The 24,917-nt window shown below is 67.7% G+C and carries 24 protein-coding genes; 14 read left to right on the top strand and 10 right to left on the bottom strand.

Going from position 1 to position 24,917, the window contains the following annotated elements:
- Positions 1–9: 9 nt before the first annotated feature.
- The 3 genes from mnmE to GBO37_RS01970 form a co-directional block, all read right to left on the bottom strand.
- A complete protein-coding gene (gene mnmE, locus GBO37_RS01980) occupies positions 10–1,275 on the bottom strand; it encodes a tRNA uridine-5-carboxymethylaminomethyl(34) synthesis GTPase MnmE (RefSeq protein WP_252926781.1) in 1,266 nt (421 codons plus the stop codon).
- 10 nt (positions 1,276–1,285) lie between these two features.
- A complete protein-coding gene (gene rho / locus GBO37_RS01975) occupies positions 1,286–2,557 on the bottom strand; it encodes a transcription termination factor Rho (protein WP_045981904.1) in 1,272 nt (423 codons plus the stop codon).
- Between the two features lie 127 nt (positions 2,558–2,684).
- Positions 2,685–3,131, bottom strand: a complete 447-nt coding sequence (locus GBO37_RS01970; protein WP_252926778.1) for a CopD family protein — start codon at positions 3,129–3,131, stop codon at positions 2,685–2,687.
- A 493-nt stretch (positions 3,132–3,624) separates the two neighbouring features.
- Between GBO37_RS01970 and GBO37_RS01965 the strand changes: the two genes are divergently transcribed.
- From GBO37_RS01965 to GBO37_RS01950, 4 genes are read left to right on the top strand one after another with little or no spacing between them, the layout of a single operon-like run.
- Positions 3,625–4,479: a shikimate dehydrogenase gene (locus tag GBO37_RS01965; protein ID WP_252926827.1), complete on the top strand. Its 855-nt coding sequence runs from the start codon at positions 3,625–3,627 to the stop codon at positions 4,477–4,479.
- The gene (coaE, locus tag GBO37_RS01960) at positions 4,476–5,063 is read left to right on the top strand and encodes a dephospho-CoA kinase (RefSeq protein WP_252926775.1); all 588 of its coding nucleotides are present in this window, start codon (positions 4,476–4,478) and stop codon (positions 5,061–5,063) included. The genes GBO37_RS01965 and coaE overlap by 4 nt, the downstream gene beginning before the upstream one ends.
- Complete coding sequence (gene dnaQ / locus GBO37_RS01955) at positions 5,056–5,763, top strand: DNA polymerase III subunit epsilon (protein ID WP_148910815.1); 708 nt, start codon at positions 5,056–5,058, stop codon at positions 5,761–5,763. Before coaE ends, dnaQ begins: the two co-directional genes overlap by 8 nt.
- Before the next feature lie 60 nt (positions 5,764–5,823).
- Positions 5,824–6,714 carry a YihY/virulence factor BrkB family protein gene (locus GBO37_RS01950; protein ID WP_232303326.1) on the top strand — a complete coding sequence of 297 codons (891 nt, stop codon included), beginning with the start codon at positions 5,824–5,826 and terminating at the stop codon, positions 6,712–6,714.
- Between the two features lie 37 nt (positions 6,715–6,751).
- On the opposite strand, the gene GBO37_RS01945 is transcribed toward GBO37_RS01950, so the two are convergent.
- Entirely contained in the window at positions 6,752–7,555 is an 804-nt protein-coding gene (locus GBO37_RS01945) for a response regulator (RefSeq protein ID WP_252926772.1), read from the bottom strand.
- Between the two features lie 131 nt (positions 7,556–7,686).
- On the opposite strand from GBO37_RS01945, the gene GBO37_RS01940 reads away from it, so the two are divergent.
- From GBO37_RS01940 to GBO37_RS01910, 7 genes are all read left to right on the top strand, one after another.
- Complete coding sequence (locus tag GBO37_RS01940; RefSeq protein ID WP_231558891.1) at positions 7,687–7,797, top strand: NepR family anti-sigma factor; 111 nt, start codon at positions 7,687–7,689, stop codon at positions 7,795–7,797.
- A gap of 55 nt (positions 7,798–7,852) precedes the next feature.
- Positions 7,853–8,419 (top strand): RNA polymerase sigma factor, encoded by a 567-nt coding sequence (locus tag GBO37_RS01935; RefSeq protein WP_045981909.1) that lies wholly within the window; start codon positions 7,853–7,855, stop codon positions 8,417–8,419.
- A gap of 76 nt (positions 8,420–8,495) precedes the next feature.
- Positions 8,496–10,220 (top strand): sensor histidine kinase, encoded by a 1,725-nt coding sequence (locus GBO37_RS01930; RefSeq protein WP_252926770.1) that lies wholly within the window; start codon positions 8,496–8,498, stop codon positions 10,218–10,220.
- Between the two features lie 78 nt (positions 10,221–10,298).
- Positions 10,299–10,994, top strand: a complete 696-nt coding sequence (locus GBO37_RS01925; protein WP_252926766.1) for a paraquat-inducible protein A — start codon at positions 10,299–10,301, stop codon at positions 10,992–10,994.
- Positions 10,991–11,653 carry a paraquat-inducible protein A gene (locus GBO37_RS01920; RefSeq protein ID WP_045981912.1) on the top strand — a complete coding sequence of 221 codons (663 nt, stop codon included), beginning with the start codon at positions 10,991–10,993 and terminating at the stop codon, positions 11,651–11,653. The genes GBO37_RS01925 and GBO37_RS01920 overlap by 4 nt, the downstream gene beginning before the upstream one ends.
- Positions 11,654–11,695: 42 nt before the next feature.
- Positions 11,696–13,747 (top strand): intermembrane transport protein PqiB, encoded by a 2,052-nt coding sequence (locus GBO37_RS01915; RefSeq protein ID WP_252926764.1) that lies wholly within the window; start codon positions 11,696–11,698, stop codon positions 13,745–13,747.
- 2 nt (positions 13,748–13,749) lie between these two features.
- A complete protein-coding gene (locus GBO37_RS01910) occupies positions 13,750–14,415 on the top strand; it encodes a membrane integrity-associated transporter subunit PqiC (protein ID WP_252926761.1) in 666 nt (221 codons plus the stop codon).
- Positions 14,416–14,533: 118 nt separating this feature from the next.
- Here GBO37_RS01910 and GBO37_RS01905 read toward each other — a convergent pair whose 3' ends face one another.
- From GBO37_RS01905 to GBO37_RS01895, 3 genes are all read right to left on the bottom strand, one after another.
- On the bottom strand, positions 14,534–14,911 hold the full coding sequence (locus GBO37_RS01905; protein ID WP_045981913.1) for a hypothetical protein: 378 nt from the start codon (positions 14,909–14,911) through the stop codon (positions 14,534–14,536).
- Positions 14,912–14,989: 78 nt separating this feature from the next.
- On the bottom strand, positions 14,990–16,816 hold the full coding sequence (locus GBO37_RS01900) for a hypothetical protein (RefSeq protein ID WP_252926757.1): 1,827 nt from the start codon (positions 16,814–16,816) through the stop codon (positions 14,990–14,992).
- A complete protein-coding gene (locus GBO37_RS01895) occupies positions 16,807–17,865 on the bottom strand; it encodes a phosphatase PAP2 family protein (protein WP_252926755.1) in 1,059 nt (352 codons plus the stop codon). The genes GBO37_RS01900 and GBO37_RS01895 overlap by 10 nt, the downstream gene beginning before the upstream one ends.
- 97 nt (positions 17,866–17,962) lie before the next feature.
- Between GBO37_RS01895 and GBO37_RS01890 the strand changes: the two genes are divergently transcribed.
- A complete protein-coding gene (locus GBO37_RS01890) occupies positions 17,963–19,501 on the top strand; it encodes an SARP family transcriptional regulator (RefSeq protein WP_252926752.1) in 1,539 nt (512 codons plus the stop codon).
- Here the strand turns inward: GBO37_RS01890 and GBO37_RS01885 are convergent.
- The 3 genes from GBO37_RS01885 to GBO37_RS01875 all read right to left on the bottom strand — a co-directional run bounded on the left by GBO37_RS01885 (position 19,498) and on the right by GBO37_RS01875 (position 23,287).
- On the bottom strand, positions 19,498–20,274 hold the full coding sequence (locus tag GBO37_RS01885; RefSeq protein WP_252926750.1) for a 3'(2'),5'-bisphosphate nucleotidase CysQ: 777 nt from the start codon (positions 20,272–20,274) through the stop codon (positions 19,498–19,500). The two genes, GBO37_RS01890 and GBO37_RS01885, sit on opposite strands and share 4 nt — an antisense overlap.
- Entirely contained in the window at positions 20,261–21,622 is a 1,362-nt protein-coding gene (locus tag GBO37_RS01880; RefSeq protein WP_252926747.1) for a TldD/PmbA family protein, read from the bottom strand. Before GBO37_RS01880 ends, GBO37_RS01885 begins: the two co-directional genes overlap by 14 nt.
- Positions 21,623–21,688: 66 nt before the next feature.
- Positions 21,689–23,287, bottom strand: coding sequence for a DUF2125 domain-containing protein (locus GBO37_RS01875; RefSeq protein ID WP_252926745.1), 1,599 nt, complete (start codon positions 23,285–23,287; stop codon positions 21,689–21,691).
- A gap of 75 nt (positions 23,288–23,362) precedes the next feature.
- Between GBO37_RS01875 and GBO37_RS01870 the strand changes: the two genes are divergently transcribed.
- Both GBO37_RS01870 and GBO37_RS01865 read left to right on the top strand, forming a co-directional pair.
- Positions 23,363–23,989 carry an enoyl-CoA hydratase-related protein gene (locus GBO37_RS01870; RefSeq protein ID WP_252926744.1) on the top strand — a complete coding sequence of 209 codons (627 nt, stop codon included), beginning with the start codon at positions 23,363–23,365 and terminating at the stop codon, positions 23,987–23,989.
- A gap of 172 nt (positions 23,990–24,161) precedes the next feature.
- Complete coding sequence (locus tag GBO37_RS01865) at positions 24,162–24,917, top strand: transporter substrate-binding domain-containing protein (protein ID WP_252926743.1); 756 nt, start codon at positions 24,162–24,164, stop codon at positions 24,915–24,917.

Raw genomic sequence — 24,917 nt, 5'->3', positions numbered from 1 at the left:
AAACAACTCCTACTTGCCGATGCAAAACGACGAAAAGATAACATCAAGATAGTCGTCCGCACCGATTCTTCCAAGTAAACGATCTAACGATGCTGCAGATAGACGAAGCTTCTCCGCAATAAGTTCTGCGGGCACTCCCCCTACACCTTCAACCGCCTCAAGTGCGGTAATGATTTCTAAACGCTGCCGCTCATGACTGATCAGACCTGCAGATGAAACACGGTCTCTCAGTATTTCCCCGATTATACCAAGCATTTTATTAATACCATGCCCGGTCACTGCGGATAGTGTCAGATCAGCGTCACTTTCATGGATGTCCGCATGGCTGACCGCAATGACGTCATCAGGGTGCCAAAGTTCCTGGACGATATCCCCGTCACGCGAAAGATGGATACGCAGATCAGCACTTTTAGCGCGGTTCAATGCACGATCTATCCCAATCCTCTCAACGGCATCCTCGGATTCCCGCAAACCTGCCGTATCAAGAAACGTCACGGGCAACCCGTTCAGATCGAACTTAAGTTCAATCACATCTCTCGTCGTTCCCTCCCGATCAGATACGATCGCCACATCTCTCTGGGCCAACCGGTTCAGGAGACTCGATTTTCCGGCATTTGGCGGTCCGATGATAGCGACTTCGAACCCCATCCTGATCCGTTCGGCCGACGAAAATCCCGCCAATTCGCGCTGCAGCGCTTCGCGCAGTTCGGCGATTGCTTCGAAAACCCGATTGGGGACCTCATCAGGAACGTCTTCGTCCGCGAAATCAACACTGACCTCGACCAAAGCGCCAGCTTCGATCAGAAGTTGCCGCCATTCCAACGCCTTTTGGGCCAGCTCGCCGCTCGCGGTGCGCAAGGCCAGCTTACGCTGAGCCTCCGTCTCTGCTGAAAGGAGATCACCCAGCCCCTCGATTTCGGCAAGATCCATCCGGCCGTTCAGAAAGGCCCGCCGTGTGAACTCACCGGCTTCCGCTGGTCTGGCACCCATGGACAGCAGCGCGGACCCGACTCGTCGTGAGATCACAGGTGCACCATGCAGATGCAGTTCTGCCACTTCGTCGCCGGTAAAACTCTGACCCTCTGGGAACCACATTGCCAAAACCTGATCGATTGGCTCGTCGTCGTGCCTCAAGGTCCGAAAATACGCATGACGCGCGTCAGGCATTTGGCCGACAAGACGCTCGGCAGTCAGCCGAGCATTCGTGCCGCTCAGACGGATGACAGAAACTCCCCCCCGCCCAGGCGGGGTGGCTTCTGCAAAGATCAGGTCCATGGCTGCCTCGTCAGGCGTTCATCGAGTCGAAGAACTCGGCGTTGCTCTTGGTCTGTTTCATCTTGGAAATCAGGAACTCTACGGCATCGGTCGTGCCCATCGGGTTCAGGATGCGACGCAGCAGATATGTCTTCTGCAGGTCCTTGCTGTCGACCAGCAGTTCCTCTTTCCGCGTACCGGATTTCAGGATGTCCATGGCCGGGAAGACGCGCTTGTCTGCAACCTTGCGGTCCAGGACGATCTCGCTGTTGCCCGTACCCTTGAACTCCTCGAAAATCACTTCGTCCATGCGCGATCCGGTGTCGATCAGCGCCGTGGCGATGATTGTTAGACTTCCGCCTTCCTCGATATTGCGTGCCGCGCCGAAGAACCGCTTTGGCCGCTGCAATGCATTCGCATCGACACCACCGGTCAACACCTTGCCCGAGCTGGGGACAACGGTGTTGAACGCTCTACCAAGTCTTGTGATAGAGTCCAAAAGAATCACAACATCTCGCTTGTGCTCGACCAGACGCTTTGCCTTTTCGATGACCATCTCGGACACCGCAACGTGGCGGCTGGCCGGTTCATCGAAGGTCGAGGACACGACCTCGCCGCGCACGCTGCGCTGCATGTCGGTCACTTCCTCGGGGCGCTCGTCGATCAGCAGGACGATCAGATAGCATTCCGGATGGTTCTTCTCGATCGAATGGGCGATGTTCTGCAGCAGAACCGTCTTGCCCGTCCGCGGCGGTGCCACGATCAGCGACCGCTGACCCTTGCCGATCGGCGCCACCAGATCGATGATCCGGGCACTGCGATCCTTCACGGTGGGATCCTCGATCTCCATGTTCAGGCGTTCGTCCGGGTAAAGCGGCGTCAGGTTGTCGAATGCGACCTTGTGACGGGCCTTTTCCGGCTCCTCAAAGTTGATCTTCTCGACCTTCGTCAGCGCAAAATACCGTTCGTTGTCGCCAGGCGCACGGATGACGCCGTCCACCGTGTCGCCCGTGCGCAGCGAGTGCTGACGGATCATGTCGGGGCTGACATAGATGTCGTCCGGTCCGGGCAGATAGTTCGCCTCGGTCGACCGCAGAAAGCCGAAGCCGTCCTGGACGACCTCCAGCACGCCCTCGCCGCCGATCTCCCAGCCCTCCTCGGCATGCTCCTTGAGGATCGAGAACATCATCTCGCCCTTGCGCATGGTCGAGGCGTTCTCGATCTCCCACTCCTCCGCCATCGACAGCAGGTCGGCGGGGCTCTTTGCCTTGAGGTCGGACAGATTCAGGCGTTCTTCGGTCATTCTGATGCAAACTTTCGGCCGCGCGACGTATCGGACGGAGCAGACAGGTGTTCAAGGGAATCCCGTACCGGACGGCCGGGGTTGGGGCGCAGATAAGGCCGCGCCGGTCACGAGTCAATCTTTTCGATCAGAACTTGACGATCACGGCGGTCACGATCCCGACCATCAGCAGGGTCGGGACCTCGTTCATCATCCGATAGGACCGCCCGGCACGGGCCATTCCGGCCGACAGATGCCGTCGTTCGCGCGCGCACCACATGTGAAACACGGTCATCGCGATCACGCAGGCCGCCTTGACCCACGGCCAGGTCATGTCCCAGCTGACGATGCCCGGCGTCATCACCAGGGCCAATCCGCTGACCCACGTGGCGATCATCGCCGGGTTCATGATCAGCCGCAGCAGCTTCTGTTCCATGATTACGAAGCTTGCGACCGGTTCGGCCGATTCCCTACTGCGTTCGGCGTGATAGACGAACAGCCTGGGCAGGTAGAACAGGCCCGCCATCCACGAAATGACGGCCATGACGTGGAACGCCTTCGCATAGGGATAAATCAGGGCCAGTCCGTCGATCATCGCGAAACCTCTCTTCGGTCTTCTCTTAAATAAGAAAGATAAAGAAAGGAATGTTGTTGAAGTAGGGCCTGTGGATAGCAGGAATTGGACTCTGTTCACCGGGATTTCCTCAGAATCAGGCGTTGTGGACAAGCATGTGCGAAAGCGGCAAGCCGACCTGAAAACCGTTTGTAAACAAAGCGATCATATGTGGATAACTTTGCGGATAATGATTTGGCCGCCGATTCCTTCACAGGCCGCCCGATCGGGACGCCCGATTCGTCCCCTTGTGGAAAACGCCCTGCTGTTTCTGCTTTGTTCCAAGGGCAAATCAGGACAGGCAGGGGATTGACGCGGGTTGCCACCAACCCCGGCGCCGATTCCTCCGAGGATTTGTCCACAGCGTGCCCGCCCCGATCCGCCACGGATATGCCGCCACATGCCGACAGGGGCTTTCGCCACGCCGTCCGTGTGCCTAGTCTGCACCGAAAGACGCCATGTGATGATCAAGCCGATGCAAGACGACCTGCCCGCCAGCCAGATCACCCACGCGCCCCTGGCCGGCGTGATCGGCATGCCCATTGCGCATTCGCGCTCTCCGCGCCTGCACGGACATTGGTTGGCCCGCTATGGCCTGCCCGGCCATTACGTGCCGATCCCGGTAATGCCCGAACATCTGGCCGAAGTTCTGCGCATCCTGCCGCGTGCCGGTTTCGTCGGCGCCAATGTCACCATTCCCCACAAGGAGGCGGTCCTAACGCTGGCGGACACGGTCACGGACCGCGCGGCCCTGATCGGTGCCGCCAACACGCTGATCTTTCGCCCCGACGGCAAGATCCATGCCGACAATACCGACGGCTATGGCTTCATCGCGAACCTGCGGCAGAACGAACCCGACTGGCAGCCCGATCTGGGCCCTGCCGCGGTGATCGGTGCGGGGGGTGCGGCACGCGCGGTGGTCGCCTCCCTGCTAGACAGCGGCGTCAAGGAGTTGCGCATCGTCAACCGGACGCGGCTGCGGGCGGAACAGATAAAGGCAGAGTTCGGGGCGCGGCTGGTCGTCTATGACTGGGCCCAGGTCGGCAACATGTTGGAAGGCGCATCCACCGTCGTCAACGCCACCTCGCTTGGGATGGATGGAAAACAGCCGCTGCGGGTGCCGCTGGACGCGCTGTCGCCCGGCGCCTTGGTCACAGACCTGGTCTATACCCCGCTGATGACCCCCTTCCTGACCGAGGCGCAGGCCCGCGGATGCCGCGTGGTCGATGGTCTGGGAATGCTGCTGCACCAGGCGGCCCCAGGCTTTGAACGCTGGTTCGGCCAGCGCCCCGATGTCGACGACGAGGCGCGGCGGGTCGCGCTGGAATGACCTTTCGTCTTGGCCTGACCGGCAGCATCGGCATGGGCAAATCCACCACGGCACAGATGTTCCGCGATCTTGGTCACCCGGTCTGGGACGCGGATCAGGCCGTCCATCGTCTGTATGCCCCGGGCGGATTGGCCGTGGCGCCGGTCGCCGCCGCCTTTCCCGCGGCCTTGGCTCAGGGCGGAATCGACCGGGGCGCGCTGAAGACCGCGCTTGCCGCCGACCCTGCTGGACTGGCGCGGCTGGAGGGGATCGTCCACCCCCTGGTCGCACGGGACAGGCAGGATTTCCTGGCGCGACATGTGGGCGCACCCCTGGTTGTCCTGGACATCCCCCTGCTGTTCGAAAGCGCGCATCCCCCCGATCTGGACGGGGTCGCGGTGGTGTCCACCGATCCTGCCACTCAGGCGGCCCGCGTGCTTGCGCGTCCGGGCATGACGCGCGATACGCTGGCCATGATCCTGGCGCGCCAGATGCCCGACGCGGACAAGCGTGCGCGCGCCGACTGGATCATTCCGACCGACAGCCTGGATGGCGCCCGTGCCGCCGTCGCCCGCATCGTGAACGAGGTTGCCCCCCATGCGTGAGATCGTCCTGGACACCGAAACCACCGGCTTCGACGCCGAGGGTGCCGACCGCATCGTCGAGATCGGCGCGCTGGAACTGATGAACCACCTGCCCACCGGGCGCACCTTCCACGTCTACATCAACCCCGAACGGTCGATGCCCAAGGAGGCGTTCGACGTCCACGGCCTGGGCGACGACTTTCTGCGCGACAAGCCGAAATTCGCGGCGATCGTCAGTGATTTCATGGACTTCATCGCCGACGACGCCAAGCTGGTGATCCACAATGCCAGCTTCGACATGAAATTCCTGAACGCCGAACTGAAACGCGCGGGGCACAAGCCGCTGCCATGGTCGCGGGCGCTGGACACGCTGATGCTGGCACGCGAGAAGTTTCCCGGATCGCCCGCGACGCTGGATGCGCTGTGCCGCCGCTTCGGCGTGGACAATTCGGGTCGCGAGCTGCACGGCGCCTTGCTGGACAGCGAACTGCTGGCCGAGGTCTATCTGGAACTGATCGGTGGCCGCCAGCCTGACCTGGTCCTGGACAAGCCCGGTGCACAGGACGACGCTGCCCGCAGCCCCGATGGCCAGATGCGCCCACGCGCCGCGCGTCCCCGCCCCCTGCCGCCCCGCCTGACCCAGGACGAGGCGCAGGCCCATGCCGAATTCGTGGCCAAGCTGGGCGAGGATTCGGTCTGGGCGCGTTTCGCCACGACCTGACGGCAGTCTTGCGCGGGCCGGTTTCGCGGACCATGCTGACGAAAAGGGATGCGGGGCGGGATGCTGGACTGGCTGCGGGATCTGGGATCATTCTGGGGCGCCATCTTCGAACGGATGGACAAGACCCACATGACGCTGATCGCGGCGGGCGTCGCGTTCTATGCGATGTTCGCGGTGTTTCCCGGACTGGCCGCGATCATCGCGCTGTGGAGCCTGTGGTTCGACCCGATGGTCGTCCTGACCTATCTGGACGTCGCGCATGAATTCCTGCCGGACGGCGCGTCCGACATCGTCGACGACCAGGTGACCACGCTGACGCAAAATGGCCAAACATCGGTCGGGTGGACGTCGTTCGTGTCGTTCATGATCGCCACCGTCGCGGCGCGGGCGGGGGTGGACGCCCTGATCCGCGGCTTGAACGCCGCCTATGGGGTGCGGGCGCATTCGACGATCTTCGGCTTCGTGCTGGCCTATGCGCTGACGTTGGTGATCGTCGGGATCTCCCTTGCAGGGCTGGCGACGATCGTCGTGGTGCCGGTGCTGCTGAACTTCCTGGTCTTTGCGCCCGTGCGGGCATCGCTGCTGACGGTGCTGCCTTGGGCGGGGATGTTCCTGCTGGTGATCGTGACCATCGGGGTGCTGTATCGCTATGGTCCCAACGTCAAGACGCCGCGGACGCCGATCTTCACCTGGGGGGCGCTGTTCGCGGCCGTGCTGTGGTCGGCGGGGTCGATCGCCTTTTCCGCCTATCTGGGCAGCTTTAACAGCTACAACCGCATCTACGGCTCGATCGGGACCGTGGTGGCACTGTTGATGTGGTTCTATCTGGCGGGGTTCTCGGTGCTGTTGGGTGCGCTGATCAATGTCGAACTGGCACGGCGTCGCCGGATGCGTGCGGCACGCGAGGCACGGCGCGGCTTTGACGAACTGCTGGCCGAGAAGGCAAAGTGAAAGGGGCGCCCGGTCCGGGGCGCCCCTGTCCTTATCCTCAGGCGTTCAGGCCCTCGGTCGAGGCGAAGAACATCGCCTGGCTGACCGCCGAACGCACCTGCTCCTCGCTGTAGGGCTTGGAGATCAGGAAGGCCGGCTCCGGTCGGTCGCCCGTCAGCAAGCGTTCCGGGAAGGCGGTGATGAAGATCACAGGGATGTCGCCCATGCTGCCCAGCAGCTCGTTGACGGCATCGACGCCCGACGATCCGTCGGCCAGCTGGATGTCGGCCAGGATCAGGTCGGGACGGTGCTTGCCGGCCAGTTCGATCGCGGCGGTGTGGGTGCGGGCGACGCCGGTGACGTCATGGCCCATTGCCTGGACGATGCCCTTCAGGTCCATCGCGATGATCATCTCATCCTCGATGACCATGACCTTGCCGCGCAGCGCCTGGCCCATCTCGTTCAGCGCGATCTGGACCAGTTCCTCCGCCTCGGCAGCCTCGATCTGCATCACGCGGGCGATCTGGTCGGCGCGCAGCTCCTCGATCGTGCGCAGCAGCAATGCCTCGCGCGAGTTTGGCGTCAGGTCGCGCAGATGGCCTTGGGCCCGGCGTTCACGTTCGGACATCTCGGCATCGTCCACCGGCTGGCCCGAGCTTTGCCAGATCACGTGGAACGTCTTGAACAGCGCGATGCGCAGGTCGTCTTCGCCGTCCAGGACGCTGCGATCGGTCAGGATCGCCTCCAGCGTGGCGGCTGCATAATTGTCGCCGGCGCGCTGGCTGCCGGTCAGGGCGCGCGCATAGCGACGCAGAAACGGAAGCTCGCGCCCGATGGATTGGGCCAGATCGGCAACAGTCATTACACAGTCCTCTTAAATCGCGTATTGCAGGGAACCAACTGAACCCCCTATCGGTTGCATGCTGTGCGCACAAGTTTGTCGGGACTGACACGAATATGACACCAAAGCGAGACGACCGCAGGAGAGCGGCTGTGGAAAAACAGATCGATGAGAACCTGAAACGCGTCTATGAGCAGGATGCAACTGACCAGATCCCCGATCGGTTTCTGGAACTGCTGAAGAAGTTGAAGGAACAGGAATGATCCGTTTCCCGGCCCGGCGTTCCTCGATCCCCAAGCTTTCCGGTGTTTCATTTCCATGACCAATTCCCCTTCGGTTCATCCGCGCGACCAGTTGGTCGACCACCTGCCCGCATTGCGGGCCTTTGCGCTGTCGCTGACCCGCGAGGGGGCGTCGGCCGACGATCTGGTGCAGGACACCATCGTTAAGGCATGGACGAACATGGACAAGTTCCAGGCCGGAACGAACCTGCGCGCCTGGCTGTTCACCATCCTGCGCAACACGTTCTATTCGTCGCGCCGCAAGACAAAACGCGAGGTCAGCGACAGTGACGGCATCCATGCCGCCCGCCAGGCGACGCGGCCCGACCATGACGGGCGCCTTGCCCTTCGCGACTTCCGCGCGGCCTTCGACAAGCTGCCCGACGAACAGCGCGAGGCACTGATTCTGGTCGGCGCATCGGGCTTTTCCTACGAGGAAGCGGCCGAGATGACCAAGGTCGCCGTCGGCACGGTCAAGTCGCGCGCCAATCGCGGGCGCCGGAAGCTGGCTGAACTGCTGCACCTGGAACAGGGTGAGGAGTTGAGCATGACAGACCAGGCGACCCTGGCCGTCATGGCGCAGAACAACTACAGTTCTCGCTGAGGCGGGCGGTGTGCTGAGGCGGATCACCCAACGGATGGAATTCACGCGGCGTCTCGGGTTTCGGCTCGGGGCGCTGTTGTCCATCGCGATCCTTCCGATCGGCCTGATCTCTCTTGTCCAGAACCTACACCTGTCGCGCGAGGCGGAACGCAGCGCCGAAATCGCGCTGCTGGGCCGGACCGCATCGGCCGCCGCCGGAGAGCGGGCTCTGCTGCAAAGCGCATTGGGGGCCGCCGACGCCCTGGGCCCCGCGATCCTGGAAAGCGCGGGCCAGCCCGGCATGTGTTCGGATCTGCTGCGCAATTTCGTGCAGCGCAGCGGCACCTATCGCCATGCGGCCTTCGTGCCGGTGGACGGGCGCGTCGAATGCAGTTCCGCCGGGCCGGACGACCCGCAGCTGGACCTGTCGAACAGCGACATGGTCCGCGATTTTATGCAGAACCCGATGACCGCCGTGACCGCCATGGCCCAGGGGCCGGTCAGCCGGGAACCCGTCGTTGTGGTGCTGCAGCCCCTGTATCGCGACCGCGAATTCCTGGGCCTGACCGCCCTGTCCCTGACGCAGGAGCTGCTGCGTTCGACCCACGCGATGGATTTCGGGACCGAAGGCGCGCGTATCCTGACCTTCAACAATTCCGGCCGCGTGCTGATCGCGGATACCAGCCAAGGCGACGACCCGGCGCAACTGCTGCCCCGCGACGTGCCCCTGGTCAGCCTGCCCGGACAGGGAGAGGCGACCTTCCGCACCCGCGCCAACAGCGGAGAGATGCGCGTCTTCACCGTCGTGCCGGTGGTCCCCGGCCTGGTCTATGCCCTTGGCAGCTGGAGCCCCAGCATCGCCGGCGTCGGTCTGTTCCAGCTGTCGCGCTTTGGCGCGGTCATGCTGCCGGTGGCGCTGTGGGTGGTGTCGCTGGCGGTCGCCTATTTCGCGGTGTTCCGACTGGTCCTGCGTCACATCACCGTCCTGCGCGGACAGATGCGTCGTTTCGCCATCGGCAATCGCGACAGCCCGCCCCCAGTCCTGGCCGATGCGCCGACCGAGATCGCCGATGTCAGCCAGACCTTTCACAACATGGCCCGCATCCTGATCCGCGACGAAGAGGCGATGGAGCAGGCCGTCGCCGAAAAGACCGTCCTCCTCAAGGAGGTCCATCACCGGGTCAAGAACAACCTTCAGTTGATCGCCTCGATCATCAATATGCAAAGCCGCCTGATCGACGACCGGGACGCCAAGCGCGTGCTACGCTCGGTCCAGGACCGGGTGGCGGCGCTGGCCACGATTTATCGCAACCTGTATCAGGCCGAACAGCTGGATCAGGTCTATGCCGACCGGCTGATCACCGACATCATCGCCCAGCTGACCACCGCATCGGCCAGCGCAGGCCGTCACCTGCAGGTGCAGACCGACATCCAGCCGCTGACGATGCTGCCCGACCAGGCGGTGCCGCTGACCCTGCTGACGACCGAAGCCTTCACCAACGCCATGAAATACGCGGGCAATCCGGCGGATGGCGGCAATCCGTGGGTGCGCGTGTCGTTGACCTCTCCCACGCCGGGGCAGGGCCTTCTGGAAGTGGTGAACTCCACCGGCCCGGACGAGGCCGCGGGCGGCACCGGCCTGGGCAGCCAGCTGATCGAGGCGTTCTCGATGCAGCTGGAGGGCGATGTCACCACCGATTCCCAGCCCGGCGCCTATCGCCTGGCGCTGACCTTCCGGCTTGGCCAGGCCGGTTCCGCGGGCGGTAACAGCCCGCGACAGGTCGTCCTGACATCGGCGGCGCGGGCTGGATCGCGGCATTAGCGCCGCGCCTGCGTGCAATTCTGCGTGGCCCGCTCGCGCCATGCTTGCACCGCAGGCCGTCAGGCTTATCTTCGGCGCATGGAACGCGAACAAACATATGATCTGTCGACCGGCGAAGGGCTGATTGCCTGCCCGCTCTGCGACGCCCTGCATGTCCAGGAGGATCTGGACGTCGGAGAGACCGCGCGCTGCATCCGTTGCGGCACGGTCCTGGCCAAGCCGCGCGACGGCGCGTTCGCGCAGCTGATCGCGCTGGCCTTCACCTCGATGGTGCTGCTGGTGGGGGCGGTGTTCTTTCCCTTCCTGGAGGTGTCGGCGATGGGCTTCGGCAATGCCAGCTCGCTGTTCGACGTGGCGCTGGCCTTTGCCGACGGGGTTCTGCTGCCGCTGGTCTTGGCGGTTCTGGCGATGATCATCGGCCTGCCGATCCTGCGGGCGTTCCTGCTGCTCTATACGCTGGTTCCTCTGGCGCAGGGGCGTCCGCCGCATCGCCACGCGGCCGTCGCCTTCCGCTGGTCCGAACTGCTGCGCCCCTGGTCCATGGCCGAGATCTTTGTCATCGGCACCGCGGTCGCGCTGATCAAGGTCGCAGGTCTTGCCACCGTCCATCTGGGCCCGGCCTTCTGGGCATTCTGCGCGCTGATCTTCGTGAACCTCGCCAGCCGCGCCTTCATGTGCCAGACCTCGATCTGGGACGCGATCGAGGATGCCGGCATGAAGACCGAGTATCAGGCCAAGACCCCCGCCCCCCTGACCGCCCCCGGCGACGCATGAGCGCGCCTGCCGGACAGTCCGATGCCCCCGTCCTGACCGCGCATCGCGCCGGGCTGTCGGGGTGCCACCGCTGCGGCCGGGTCTGGCCCCAGGATCAGGCCCGCTGTCACCGCTGCGGCGCGCATCTGGTCGCGCCCGACCGGCGCGGCCTGCAGAAGGTCTGGGCATGGTGGCTGGCCGGACTGATCGCCTATATCCCCGCCAACGTCTTCCCGATGATGAGCACCCAGACCTTCGCGGGCCTGGCCGGCAACTCCGAGGCGACGATCCTGGGCGGCGTGGTCGAGCTGATGCATTACGGCAATTACGACATCGCGCTGATCGTCTTCGTGGCCTCGGTCATCGTGCCGGTGGGCAAGTTCCTGGCCATCGCCTGGCTGGCCGTCGTCGCGGGCCGCCCGGCCAGCGTGGACCAGGCCCATTCGCGGCTGAAGGTCTATGAGGTCGTCGAATTTATCGGTCGCTGGTCGATGATCGACGTCTTTGTCGTGGCCATCCTGTCGGCGCTGGTGCAGCTGGGCTTCGTCGCCTCGATCCGGCCGGGACCGGCCGCGGTGTCCTTTGCCCTGTCGGTTGCCTTCACGATGCTTTCTGCGCAAAGCTTTGACGCACGATTGATCTGGCGCGGCCTGCCCTTGCGCACCCGCCGCGAACCCTGACCACCTGCATTTCCAGTACGAACGCCCAAGGATCACGACCTCATGACGGACACACCCCCGCCCCTGACGCCGGCCAGCCCGGTGCGCAAGACGGCCGCCCGCGCGGCCCAGGCCGGTATCAACGTCATATGGATCGTGCCCATCGTGGCGCTGATCGTGACGCTTGGCATCGCCTGGAACGCGTTCCGCGACCGGGGCAGCGTGATCGAGATCGAATTCGCGGACGCCACCGGCATCACGCCCGGAGAGACCACCCTGCGCTTTCGCGAGATCACCGTGGGCGGGGTCGAGGGGGTCAAGTTCACCGACGATCTGTCGCGGGTCGTGGTGTCGGTCCGCGTGGACACCGACGTGGCGCAGTTCATCGATGCCGACGCGTCCTTCTGGATCGTCCGCCCGCAGGTCAGCGCCCAGGGGGTCACCCGTCTGGACACGGTCCTCAGCGGCGCCTTCATCGAGGGTTACTGGGACGCCGAGGTGTCCGAGCCGGCCGCACGTTTCACCGGACTGGACCGCCCGCCGCTGATCCGCAACGATCAGCCCGGCACCTGGGTCACCCTGTCGATGGAGACCGCCGACGGCCTCTCCGAAGGGGCCCCGGTCCTGTTCCGCGGCGTTCAGGTCGGGCGGCTGGAGAACATCCGCGTGGATTCCGGCACCGACCGCGTCATCGTGGACGCCTTTGTCGAGGCGCCCCATGACGCGCGGCTGACCAGCGCGACCGTCTTCTGGGACACGTCCGGCTTCTCGGTCTCGCTTGGGACGCAGGGGGTGGCGCTGAACGTCAATTCGCTGTCGTCGCTCCTGCAGGGCGGCGTGGCCTTCGAGACCTTCGTCAGCGGCGGCGCGCCCATCGAACCCGGACAGGAATTCGCCGTTCAGCCGGACGAGGGCACCGCCCGCACCGCCCGGTTCGAGGATGACGACACCCGCCTGCTGCGCGTGGGGATCCTGATCGACGACAGCGTCGAGGGCCTGTCCACCGGCGCCGATGTCCAGTTCCAGGGCCTGCGCGTCGGTCGCGTGACCGACCTGGCCGTCAGCCTGACCGAGGATGAGCAGGGCAACACCGTGCCGCGCCAGCTGGTCAGCATGGTGATCTCTCCGCGGCGCATGGGCCTGCCGGACGGATCGACCGCCGACGACGCGCTGGCCCTGCTGACCGAGGAGGTCGGCGACGGCCTGCGCGCGCGCGTGGCCAGCGCCGGATTTCTGGGCACCACCTTGATGGTCGAACTGGTCGACATGCCCGATGCGGGCCCGGCGACGATCGACCTGGAAACGGGTCCGAACCCGCTGATCCCGTCGGTGCCCGGCGATCTGGACGATTTCACTGCCAGCGCCCAGGGGCTGGTCAACCGCATCGGCAACCTGCCCATCGAGGAGCTGCTGACCTCGGCCCGCGACACGCTGGACGGGATCACCGCGCTGGCGACCTCGCAGGATACCCGCGCGATCCCCGGTGCGCTGCGCGAGGCGATCGAGGGGGGCAGCGTTGCCTTGGCCGACATCAGCGCCATCACGGGCGACCTGCGGCAGGCCGAAAGCGGCCAGACCCTGGCCCGGATGCTGGACGAGGCCTCCGCCGCCTTCACCGCCGTGTCCGAGGCCGCCGTGGGCGTCCCCGAGATGGTCGAACAGATCGACAGCGCCGCCGCCTCGGTCGAGGAATTCGGCTTTGCCGAGATCAGCCTGCAGGCTGAGGGAATCCTGGCCGACCTGCGCGCCATGCTGGGCAGCGAGGATGCCGAACAGCTGCCGCGCAACCTGTCCAACGTGCTGGAATCGGCCACGGGCCTGCTGGACGACCTGCGCGACGGAAACGCCGTGGGCAGCCTGAACAGCGCGCTGGACAGCGCCAGCCAGGCCGCCGACCAGATCGCGGCCTCGGTCCAGCAGCTGCCCGACCTGCTGCAGCGCCTGCAGGTCACCGCGGCGCGGGCCGACACGCTGTTCGCCAGCTATGGCGACCGGTCGGCCTTCAACAACGAACTGATCGGGGCGCTGCGCGAGCTGCGGCGTGCCACCTCCTCCATCGGCTCGGTCGCCCGGCTGATCGAACGCAACCCCCGCGCCTTCATTCTGGGACGATAGACATGATGCTGCCCCACCGCGCCCTGCGCCTGCCTGCCCTGCCCATCGCCGTCCTGATCGGGGCGTCCCTGCTGGGCGCCTGTTCCAATCCGGAAAAGACCGGGCGTTTCCTGATCGACCCCCCGGTGGCCGGGGTCCAGGTGCCCAACCGCCTTGGCACCGCGGAACTCAAGGACGTGTCCCTGCCCGAATACGCCGCCGACCAAGAGGTCGCGTTCCAGACCGGCGACGGTGCGGTGCGGTCCAATTCGGACAACCTGTGGGCGGACGACCCGGCCCGGTCCTTTACCACGACGCTGGCCCGCGCGATCAGCGACGTGTCCGGCGCCACCGTCATCAGCGAGCCCTGGCCCTTGGCCCAGCCCCCCGCCCGCATCCTGGAGGTGCGCGTCGAACGCGCCCTGGCGCAGGCCGACACCACCTATCGCCTGTCGGGGCGGTATTTCGTATCCGACGACGGCCTTTCGGGGGGCGGCACGAACCACGCGCGCAGCTTTGACATCCGCGTTCCGATGACCGCGCAGGGGCCGGCCGCGACGGCGGCCGCGGCCAGCCAGGCGATCTCGATCCTGGCGCAGCAGATCGCGACGCTGTCGGGGCCGGGGGCGACCATCGCCACCACGCGTCCGGCCGCGTCCGATCCGTTCGATCTGCCGCCGCTGTTCTGAAAAAGATCGGCGGAAGGCCGCCCCAGACGGCCTTCCGCCGATCCACCCGCAGGACGGGCACCAATACCACCACACCGCTCACGACAGACGGCCCTGCAGGTATCCCTTCCGGCGCGGATCAGGCGCCGGATGTCTCGGTGGGCCCGTGGCCCAGCACCCGGATGATGACCGGCAGCACGAAATGGTCAAAGCACGTGCGGTCCGGGTTGAAGGCGCCGGGCCGCCCGACGCCGCCGCATTCCTCGCAATCCTCAAGCGTGCCCCAACAGTTCGGACAGGCGCCAAGCGCGCAGGCCAGCATCTCCGCGTGATCGATCAACAGCTCGTTCTCGCGCTCCAGCCGCTGAAGCGCGGCCCAACTGGGCCGGTCGGCGGTGCCGGTGGTCTGCATCCGCGCCATCGCCCGCCCGACCGACGCGCCGGGCGCCGGGTCCGCGCCCAGCATCCGCAGGGCGGCCAACATGTCCTGGAATTCCGCGGTGTCCTTGTCCTTCATCGCCTGTCCCCCGTGCGGACGATCCGTTCGTCCTGTGCATCGTGATTCGCATGCCGCCGTGAAAGCGGCGTGAAAGGATCAGTCCCGCGGCGGTTCGGTCGGCAGGACCGGCACAGGAACATCTGTCGCCCCGTGCGCCAGCCGGATGATCGCCGCGCGGCTGTCGGGCCGCGCCCCGTCGGCCAGGTGTCCGGCCAGCCAGCGTGTCGCCTGAGGGGCCGCCATCGAGCTGCCGCTCATCACGGCAAAGCTGCCGCTGGTGCGGCCGCGCACGATCATTCCGGGCCGGCCTTGTGACCGGTTTACGCAGGCCAAGAGATCACCGCCCTGCGCCGCCCCGATCAACGAGGCATAGGCCAGCCCCCGCCCGCACCGGTCCACCGCGCCTACCCGCAGGCCGTGCCGCCCCGTCGCATAGGCGTTCACCGTGTCCGCCCGCTGCACCCGCGCGGGGCCAGCAGCCCGCGGGTCCAGCAGGACGGGAAACCCCCGGGCGTCCATGTCGGCATAGGCTGGCTGGGACAGCCAGCTTTGCCGCGCCTCTCGCGGGAAACCGCGCAGGACGTCGTCACGCTGGACCGACACCGCGTGATCGCCGTCCCCCTGCACCAGCGCCAGCCCCCACCGGCCGGGCGGCGCCCAGCTGTCGCCCGCGGCCGCGGGGCAGGTTGGCGCCATGATCAGCGTCATGCATTCGCGCCAGCCGTCGGGATGCGGCATCACCCGATAGAACGCCCGCCCCAGGTCGCGCCCCCGCCCGTCGCGCAGCGTGCTGGACTGGTTCGGGGCGCAAAAGCGGGTCCGGGCCTCGGTGCCGCCGGGTGGCGTCAGCCCGATCCGCATGGGCCAGTCCGGTCGCGTGGGACGGACCGGCCCCCAGATCTCCAGCGGGGTCTGGGTCGCGTCGTCGGGCGGCGGTTGCCATCCGATCCTGCCCTGGGGACGCAGGGTCGCGCGCAGGCGCGCCATGCGATGATTGCCGGTGGGCAGCACCGCATGCACCGGCCCCAGTCCGGTGGACGCATGGGTCGCCAGCGCATCCAGAAAGCGTTCCGGAAGGCCCGTGCCGTCGCGCGGCCCCGCCGTCAGCCCCAGGCTGAGGTTCAGCACCACGGGCAGGCGCACGCTGTCCACGGGCAGGCCATGCGCGACCTCGACCTGGCGGCACAGCATCCGGGCGCGGGTGATGACGAAGACGATGGCGGCCAGCAGCGGGTCCTGGGCCAGCGTGGCCGAGGTGTCCGCGATCACCTTGGGGGCCAGCGTCACGCCGATCACCGGATGATCGCGGGCACGCGGATCGTCCGGCGCAAAGCCCGCGGCCAACAGCGCCACCGCCGCGCCGTGACCCGCGGCAAAGGCCGCGCTGTGCGTCGTGCGGCGGTCCATCGCCACGACCCCGGCCCTGCGATAGACGGCATCCTCGGCCGCGATCGCGCCCGATTCCAGTCCCGCCAGCCAGCCGCCGAGCCTGGCGCCCCGCAGCTCGATTCCCCATGGCAGGTCGCGGCCCGGACCGTCGGGATCGACGCGGGCATCCTGGACCCACAGCGACGCCACCCGCGACAGCGCCCCCGGCAGGCGCAGGTGCTGATGTGCGAACGGAATGGCATCGTCGATGACGGCGATGATGCAGCCCCGGTCCGGGTCCGGCAGCGCGCCCGAAGCCATCAGCGGACCGGCGCCGACATGGGCCGGGTCACGGTTCACCGCGTCCGGGGGCAGGACCGCGGATGGCAGGAACCAGGACCGATCCATCCGCCCGAACGCCCGCGCCATCAGCGCGGGAAGGTCGGGCGCCGACGTGGGCAGGGGCGCCCGGTGTCGCCGGCACCACTCCACCAGCGCGGGCGACAGCCCCGCCGGGGCGGGACCCGGGGTGCTCCATGCGGCTGTCAGCTCCACCGGTCCGCCCGTTCGTCCCGGGCGCGCGCGACCAGCGTGGCCCATAACGGTGCGGGGCGCGGGGTCAGTGCAGGTCCCCGCAGCCTTGTGGCGGGATCGGCGTCGTCCAGCATCTCGGCCAGGATGCCATAGTGGAAATCGCGCACGGCCCCGCCGTCGTGATAGAGCCGCCCGTCGAACTGCGCCCCGTGGGCGGTCGCGGCCGGATCGGCGCGGGCCAGCATGTAATGCGCCAGCTGCATCCCCAGCACCGCCCCCGCGGCGCTGTCGGCGGGGAAATGCACGCCGGCCACCGTCCGGTTCACCGCGATGCGACAGGCCAGTCGGAACAGCGGGTCGTCGGCCCGCGGCGGCGCCTGTGGGTCGTCCAGCCGCGTCAGCAGCGTGGCCAGGCAAAAGGCCTGGGTCGCATGACCGCTGGGCAGGGTGGGATGGCTGGGACAGGCGATCATCGGCTGGATCAGGTCGCTGAATTGCGTGGGGCGCGGGCATGCCAACGCAAGCTTGAGACGCATGACCGCGGCGGTGGTCAGGTCCATCGCACGGGCCAGCATCTCCAGCGTGGCGGGGTTTCGCGACGCCTCCAGGAGGCGGATCGCGGCAAAGAACGGCATCAGGCCGTGGGTCTGGACCTCGATCTCGGGGGCGCGGTCGGGGCGCAGTTCGGCGTAATGCCCGACCATCGCGGCAGCCTCGCGGAACTGCACCAGATCGGGCCGGTCGATCCGCACCAGCGAGGCGCAGGTTCCGTCCGCCTGGCGGCACAGCAGGCTGGCGGATGATGCACCGGCGACCCCGTCATCGGCCGACAGGGGCAGGTCCTCGGACAGTTCCGCCAACAGGATTGCGGCGCGGTGGTCCGGGTCCAGCCGCGCCAGCCGCGCACCCGGCGCCAGCATGGCGGGGGAACCACCCCGGCCCTGCGGATCCTCGGTCCCCGCGATCGCATCGCGCGTGCGCATCAGGGCAAGGGACAAAAGCGCCCCCTGGCCGTCCGGCATGTCGTCGGACTTGGCATGCTTGGCATGTTTGGCGTGGAACAGGGACATGATGCACCAGGGAAAACAGGAACGGGTGACCCGATTAACCTATCACACGAAGCCGTGATTGGATAACCTTTTGCAAATCGCCTTTTGGGACAACGCCATGGACCGTCTGACCCTGCACCTGATCGGTCCGGTCGAGATGACCGGCCCGGGCGACCGCCGTCTGACGCCGCGGGGCATGCGGGCCCGGGGGGCGCTGGCGGTACTGGGCACGGCCCGGGGCCTGCGCGTCACGCGGGCGCGGCTGCAGGACCTGCTGTTCAGTGACCGCGACCCCGATCACGGCAATGCCAGCCTGCGCCAGCTGCTGAGAGAGATCCGCCAGGGCCTTGGCCCCGCCCGCGACGCGCTGGTCACGGGGCCGGGCTGGGTCGGGCTGGACCCCGACCGGGTGCAGGTGGATCTGGCCGCCCGCCCCGGTCCAGACGGCCAGGTGCCCGAATTCGCGGCCGACCTGGACATCCCCGACCCGGAGTTCGAGGACTGGCTGCGCGATGCGCGCCAGACCGCGGCCGCCCGTACGCCCCAGGTCGCCACGGCGGATGCGCTGCCCGACCTGCTGCTGTCCGATCCGGTGTCCATCGGGCAGGACGCGATGGTGCTTGCCACGATGATCCTGTCCGAGGCCGCGGGCAGGGCCGCAGACCTGCTGCCCATCGCGGTCCTTTCGCCGGGGGCTGCGCCGCGGGGGGCCTATGTGCGGGTATCGTCAATGGTCAACGTGCAGGGCGGCGTCTTCAGCCTGCTGGTGCGGCTGATCCACCAGCCGTCGGGCCGGGTGATGTGGTCACAGCGGCTGACGGCGCCGCTGGCCGGCCTGGACGGACGGCTGGACGACCTGGCCGCGCGCTGTTGCCTGGGGATGCTGCAGGTGCTGGACCAGGGGCGGGCGCTTGGGGCGGCGATGGGAATCTCGTTCGCGGACGTGTTCAGCTTTTCCGCGTCCCGTCTGGCGCGTGCCGATCAGGTCTTGGCGCAGCTGGGCGACAGCATCACCCCGGCGGTGACCTTGTCGCTGCGCGCCTGGATCCGCACGACCCACGCCTTTGAACGCCTGACCCCCGATCCCCGCCAGGCCATCGCCGAGGCGGCAGAGCTTGCCGCCCGCGCCCGTCGGGCCGCGCCCTTCCACGCCACCGCCCTGGCCGTGCAATCGGTGGTCGAGGCCTATCTGGACCGCGATCAGATCGCCTTCGACCTGTCGCGCCAGGCCGTGCTGGCCGATCCGGGCAACCCCCTGGCGCGGCTGGCCCATTCCCGCGCGCTGGCAGGTGTCGACCGCTTTGCCGATTCCGCGGCGCATGCGCGGGCCGGGCTGGACCAGGCGCTGTCCAGCCTGAACCCCGCCAATTGGCACTTGGGAATCGGGGTGGCGATGATGCGCGCGGGCGATCTGTCCGCCGCCACCCGCCACCTGGAGGCCGTGCACCGCTTTGCCCCCGACAACCGCCCTGCCCTGCGCTTTCTGGCCGGCCTGCGCTATGCGCAGCGCGACGAGGAAGGCACCGTCCGCGCCCTGCTGGCCCTGCGCAGGCTGGAGCCGGATTTCAGCCTGGACCTGATGGGCAGCGACGGATACCCGGTGGACAGCCTGCGCAGGCTGGGCCTGCTGCAGGTCGCGGGATCACGGCTGATCTAGCGCAGCGCGGCCAGCAGCGCGCCGTGCAGGCGCGAGCCCGCCACGATCAGCCCGTCCACCTGCGCGGCCTCGCTGTTGAACCGCATCGGCTGGCCCCGCCGGTCGCTCACGCGGGCGCCCGCGCGTTCCGCGATCAGCGCCCCGGCGGCGATGTCCCATTCCCACGCCGCGCGCAGCGACAGCGCCGCGTCGAACCGTCCCTCGGCCGCAAGGCACAGCCGCCACGCCAGCGAAGACCGGAACTCGCGCCGAAATCCGGGCATGCCGCTGTGCCAGTTCGGCGCATCGGCCACCGCGCGATAGGTCAGCACCCGTGCGCCCTCGATCGCTGCATCGGTCGGGGCGATGGGGGCGCCGTTCAGCGTGGCGGGGCCGTCGACATGGGCGGCATAGGTCAGGTCCAGCACCGGCAGGTGGACGACCGCGGCCACGATCCGGTCGCCCCGTGCCACGGCCAGCGAATGGGAAAACCCGTCCTGCCCGTCGATGAAGGCGCGGGTGCCGTCGATCGGGTCGATGATGAAGCAATGTTCGGCGTCAAGGCGGGCGGGGTCGGCCTCGGATTCCTCGGACAGCCAGCCGTAATCGGGACGCGCGGCGGTCAGGGTCGTGTGCAGGGCGTCGTTGACCGCCAGGTCGGCCTCGGTGACCGGGCCCGCGCCGCCGCCCTTGTCCCAGGCCTGCGGATCGCGCCGCCAGAACCGCAGGGCGATCCGCCCCGCGTCCCGCGCGGCGGCGGTCAGCAGGTCCAGGTCGGCCTCAGCCCCCGGCAACGGTCATGCCCCGGACCAGCAGGCTGGGCACCTCGGTTCCGCGCCACGGCAGGGCGTCGTCGGCGGCCTCCAGCGTCATCAGCATGTCGCGCAGGTTGCCCGCGATGGTGCATTCGTTCACCGGCCAGGCGATGCGGCCGTCCTGAACCCAGAACCCGGCCGCGCCGCGGGAATAATCGCCCGTGGTGCCATTCACCGACGCCCCCAGCATCGACGTCACGATCAGGCCGGTGCCCATCCGTTCGATCAGGTCCTGGCGGCTGACGCGCCCCGGCGTCAGGATGATGTTGCTGTGGCTGGGGGACGGGCTGGAGGCCAGCCCCCGCGCCGCCGATGCGGTGCTGTCCATGCCCAGCTTGCGCGCCGTGGCCAGGTCCAGCGTCCAGCCCTGCAGCACGCCGTCGGCCACGATCATCCGCGCCCGCGTGGGCAGTCCCTCGGCATCGAAGGGGCGCGACGAGGGATAGCGCGGGCGCAGCGGATCCTCGGCCAGGTCCATGCCGGCGGGCAGGACGGGTTGGCCCAGGTCGCGCCGCAGCCAGCTGGCCCCGCGCGCGATGGACGACCCGTTCACCGCCGACAGCAGATGGCCGATCAGCGAGGCCGACACGCGGCGGTCATAAAGGATGGGATAGGCGCCCGTCGGCGGCTTGCGCCCGCCTGCGCGGGCCAGCGTGCGTTCCGCGGCCAGGGCGCCGATCTCCTCGGGGGTGGGCAGGTCGGTGGCGAAGGTGCGGGATTCGCCCGCATAATCGCGCTCCATCCGCAGCCCCTCGCCGGTGATCGCCACGACCGACAGCGAATGCCCGGTCCGGGCATAGCCGCCCGAAAACCCGTTCGACGCGGCCAGCCACATGCGCCGCTGGCTGTAGCTGGCATTGGCCGCCTCGACCTGAGAGATCCCCGCCACGTCCAGCGCCGCGGCCTCGGCGCGCTGCGCCAGGTCCTGCAGGTGCTGGGGTTCGGGTTCGGGCGCGTCCTCGGCCAGTTCCAGGCCGGCGGCGTCGCGATGGCGCGCCAGCTGGCCGGGATCGGCCAGGCCCAGATGATCGTCCACCGGCGCCTCGCGCGCCATGGCGACGGCGCGGGCGGCCATCTCGACGATGGCGGCGTCGCGGTGGTCGGACGACGACACCGCCGCCTGGCGCCCGCCCACCAGCACGCGCAGCCCGATCTCCAGCCCTTCGGCGCGTTCGGCCTGTTCCAGCGCGCGGGCCCGCATGTCGATGCTGACGGACCGCCCGTCGACGGCCAGCGCGTCGGCCTGGTCGGCCCCGGCACGGCGCGCAGCATCGATCAGCGCCTCGGACAGGCGCTGAAGGCGAAGGGGGTCGGCGGCGTCGGTCATGCGGGCCTCACAGGCGAAAGGATCAGGCCGGGACGGATGCCCCGGCCCGCTGTCAAGGAATGCAGATCACTGGATCTGCTGGCCGTTGGCAAAGATCGCGCCACCCTCGCGGAACTCGATCTCGGTCTGCAGCTGGTCGGGGTTGCCCTCGACCGGGCGGGCGAACATTGCCATCATCATGCGCGGACCCATCAGCTGCTCCTGCGGCACGACACCCATCGCGACCAGCGTGTCCAGCAGGCCGTTGATGCCGCCGAACGTGCCCTCGACCTTGCCCAGGGGCTGGCTGGGATCCTCGCCGAAGGTCAGCGCACCGGACAGGTCGGCGGTGGCGCCTACGGCGTCCATGGCCAGTTCCTTGATGGTCAGGCTGCGCGGCTGCAGGGGCATGGGCGCGGCGCCGTCCGGACCGGGCTCCACCGGCTGCGGAAAGTCGGGATCCATGAAGTTCTGCGTCAGCAGGGCCGTCCCTTCCAGGTCGATGGTCAGGCTGGCCGGATCGCGCGGCAGCGCCGCCTCGGGGTCCAGCGCCTGCCAGATCGCGTCGTCCAGCGTCAGCCCGTCCAGCACATAGGTCAGCGCAAAGGGCTGCTCCTGATCGGATGCCACGATCGGCATGGCCAGCCGGAACCGGTTCTCCGCCGCGCCATAGGCGATCGGGAAGGGCATGTCCGTGGCGGTCAGGTTGGTCGTCATGTCCGTCAGCCCCCCTTCATAGGACAGGCCGTCCTTGGAGATGCCGACGGCCAGCGTGCCGCTTGCCGCCTGAAAGCTGCCTTCGGAATCGTTGCGGCTGCCATCCGCGGTCAGGGTGCTGGCGGTGAAGCTGCCGCTGGTCGCGCCCATCGCAAAGCTGCCCTTGCCGCCAAAGCCCGCCTGCAGCGCCTGCGTGGGCTGGCTGCCAAAGTTGACCTCGCCCGCAGGGCTGGTGCCGTCGCCCTGCATGGTCAGGTCGGCGATGGTGATCATGGCCTGAAAATCGTCGGTCTCTGCGGTGGCCGCCGGGGCGTCGGGTGCCTCGGTGGCGTCGGGCGCGGTTTCAGGCGCATCTGTGGCGGCAAGAGACGGCCCCGAGGCGGTGATCTGCGCCTCCAGCGCATCGGCGCGACCCTCGAAGGTCTGGGTGCTGGCGCCGTCGGCGGCGGTGGTGACGGTCTGGCTGCCGGTGACGCCGGTCAGCGTGGCGGTCAGCGGAACCTCGTTCTGGTCGTCCAGCGCGCGGCCCGACATGGTCAGCGTGGGCATGGTCACGTCATGGGTCAGCGCCTCGGGCGTGCCCGAGCTGATCGTCTCGTTGCCGGGGGCGTCCATGGTCATGGAAAAGCCCACGGCCTCGTCGTCGCCCTCGGGCACGGCGCTGCTCTCCAGCGTCATCTGGCCGCCCACGACAGACCGCACGGTGCCGTCGCCGACCGCGGTCAGCACGATTTCGGGCAGGGTCAGGACCATGTCCGGGGCATCGGCCTCTCCGTCGACGGTCAGGACCACGTCGGTCAGGGTGATCGCCTCGTCCGAGGCATCCTCGGACCCGACCTGGACCGCATAGCCCATCTGTTCATAGCTGTCCTGCAGGCTCTGCCAGACTTCGGCGGGGGTGACGTCTGCAAGGGCCGGGCCCGCGCCCAGGATCAGCGCAAGCGCCGAGGTTGCAAGGGGACGGTTCATGGCGGATACCTTTCGCAAACCTGAAATCGGGGGGATTCCTGACACAGTGCCGCCGAAAGGGAAAGGGAACAAGTCGTGATCCGCAGCCACCACCGGGACGGCCTGTCCCTGCTGACGATCGACCGCCCCGACAAGGCGAACGCCCTGACGGCCGACATGCTGCGCGACCTGCGCGCCGGTGTGGCGCAGGCCCTGGACAGCGGCGCGCGGGCGCTGATCCTGACCGGGGCGGGCCGGGTCTTTTCGGCCGGCGCGGACCTGGACCAGGCCCGCGCCGGCCTGGCCACGGCCCCCGAATGGGAGGATCTGTCCGCCGCGCTGGCCGCCCTGCCCTGCCTGACCGTCGCCGCGCTGAACGGGTCGCTGGCCGGGGGCGCCTTCGGCATGGCGCTGGCCTGCGACATCCGCCTGGCGGTGCCCGATGCAAGGTTCTTCTATCCGGTGATGCGGCTGGGCTTTCTGCCGCAGCCAAGCGACCCGGCGCGCCTGGTGGCGCTGGTGGGGCCCGCGCGGGCGCGGATGATCCTGATGGCCGGCGCCCGGATCGACGCGCCCGAGGCGCTGGCCTGGGGCCTGGTCGACCGCATCCTGCCCGCGACCGACCTGATGGACGCCGCGCGCGCCCTGGCCACCGATGCCCTGGCCGCCGAACCCGCCCATGTCGCCACGATCAAGGCGATGACGCGGCCTTCGCGCGCTTGATCGCGGTCCCCGGACCCGTCATGGAACGAAGTTCCCCGCCCGCCGTTGCGCCAGCAGGGCTTGTTCCGCGGTGCTGCGGCCTGCCGCATCTTTGTCCTTTTCTGCCGCCGCCCCGCTTGCGGATCGCATTGCCAGATCGCAGTTAACGTCCAAGAACCTATGGAGATTTCCCGTGCGCACGCTTGTCCTGACCGCCGCCCTTGCCCTGACCACCGCCCTGCCCGCCGCGGCCGACACGATCCGCGTCGGCATGTCCGGCGGCTACTTCCCCTTCACCTTCACCCGTGCGGATGAACTGCAGGGCTTCGAGGTGGATTTCCTGAATGCCATCGCCGAAGAGACCGGCGACGAGGTCGAATTCGTCACGATGTCCTTTTCGGGCCTGATCGGCGCGCTGGAATCGAACCGCATCGACACCATCGCCAACCAGATCACCATCACCCCCGAACGCGAGGCGGCATTCGCCTTCACCCAGCCCTATGTCTATGACGGCGCCCAGATCGTCACGCGCGAGGGCAACCCGGCCGCGATCGAGGGGCCGGACAGCCTGGACGGCAAGACGGTCGCGGTGAACCTGGGGTCGAACTTCGAACAGCTGCTGCGCGAACTGCCCAATGCCGACCAGATCAACATCCGCACCTATGAAAGCAACATCGAACAGGACACGGCGCTGGGCCGGGTCGATGCCTTCGTCATGGACCGCGTGTCCTCGGCCCAGGTGATCGCGCAGAGCCCGCTGCCGCTGGAACTGGCCGGAGAGCCCTTCTCGGAGATCAGGAACGCCCTGCCCTTCCGCAACGACGAGGCCGGTCAGGCGCTGCGCGACCGCGTTGACGCGGCCATCACCACCCTGAAGGAGAACGGCACCCTGGCCGAGATCTCTCAGAAATGGCTGGATGCCGACGTGACGCAGCCCGTGTCGCAGTAA

This window comes from Paracoccus sp. 08 (assembly GCF_024105395.1).
GTDB classification, from domain to species: Bacteria; Pseudomonadota; Alphaproteobacteria; order Rhodobacterales; family Rhodobacteraceae; genus Paracoccus; species Paracoccus marcusii.
This window is presented reverse-complemented; position numbering and strand designations above follow the sequence as displayed.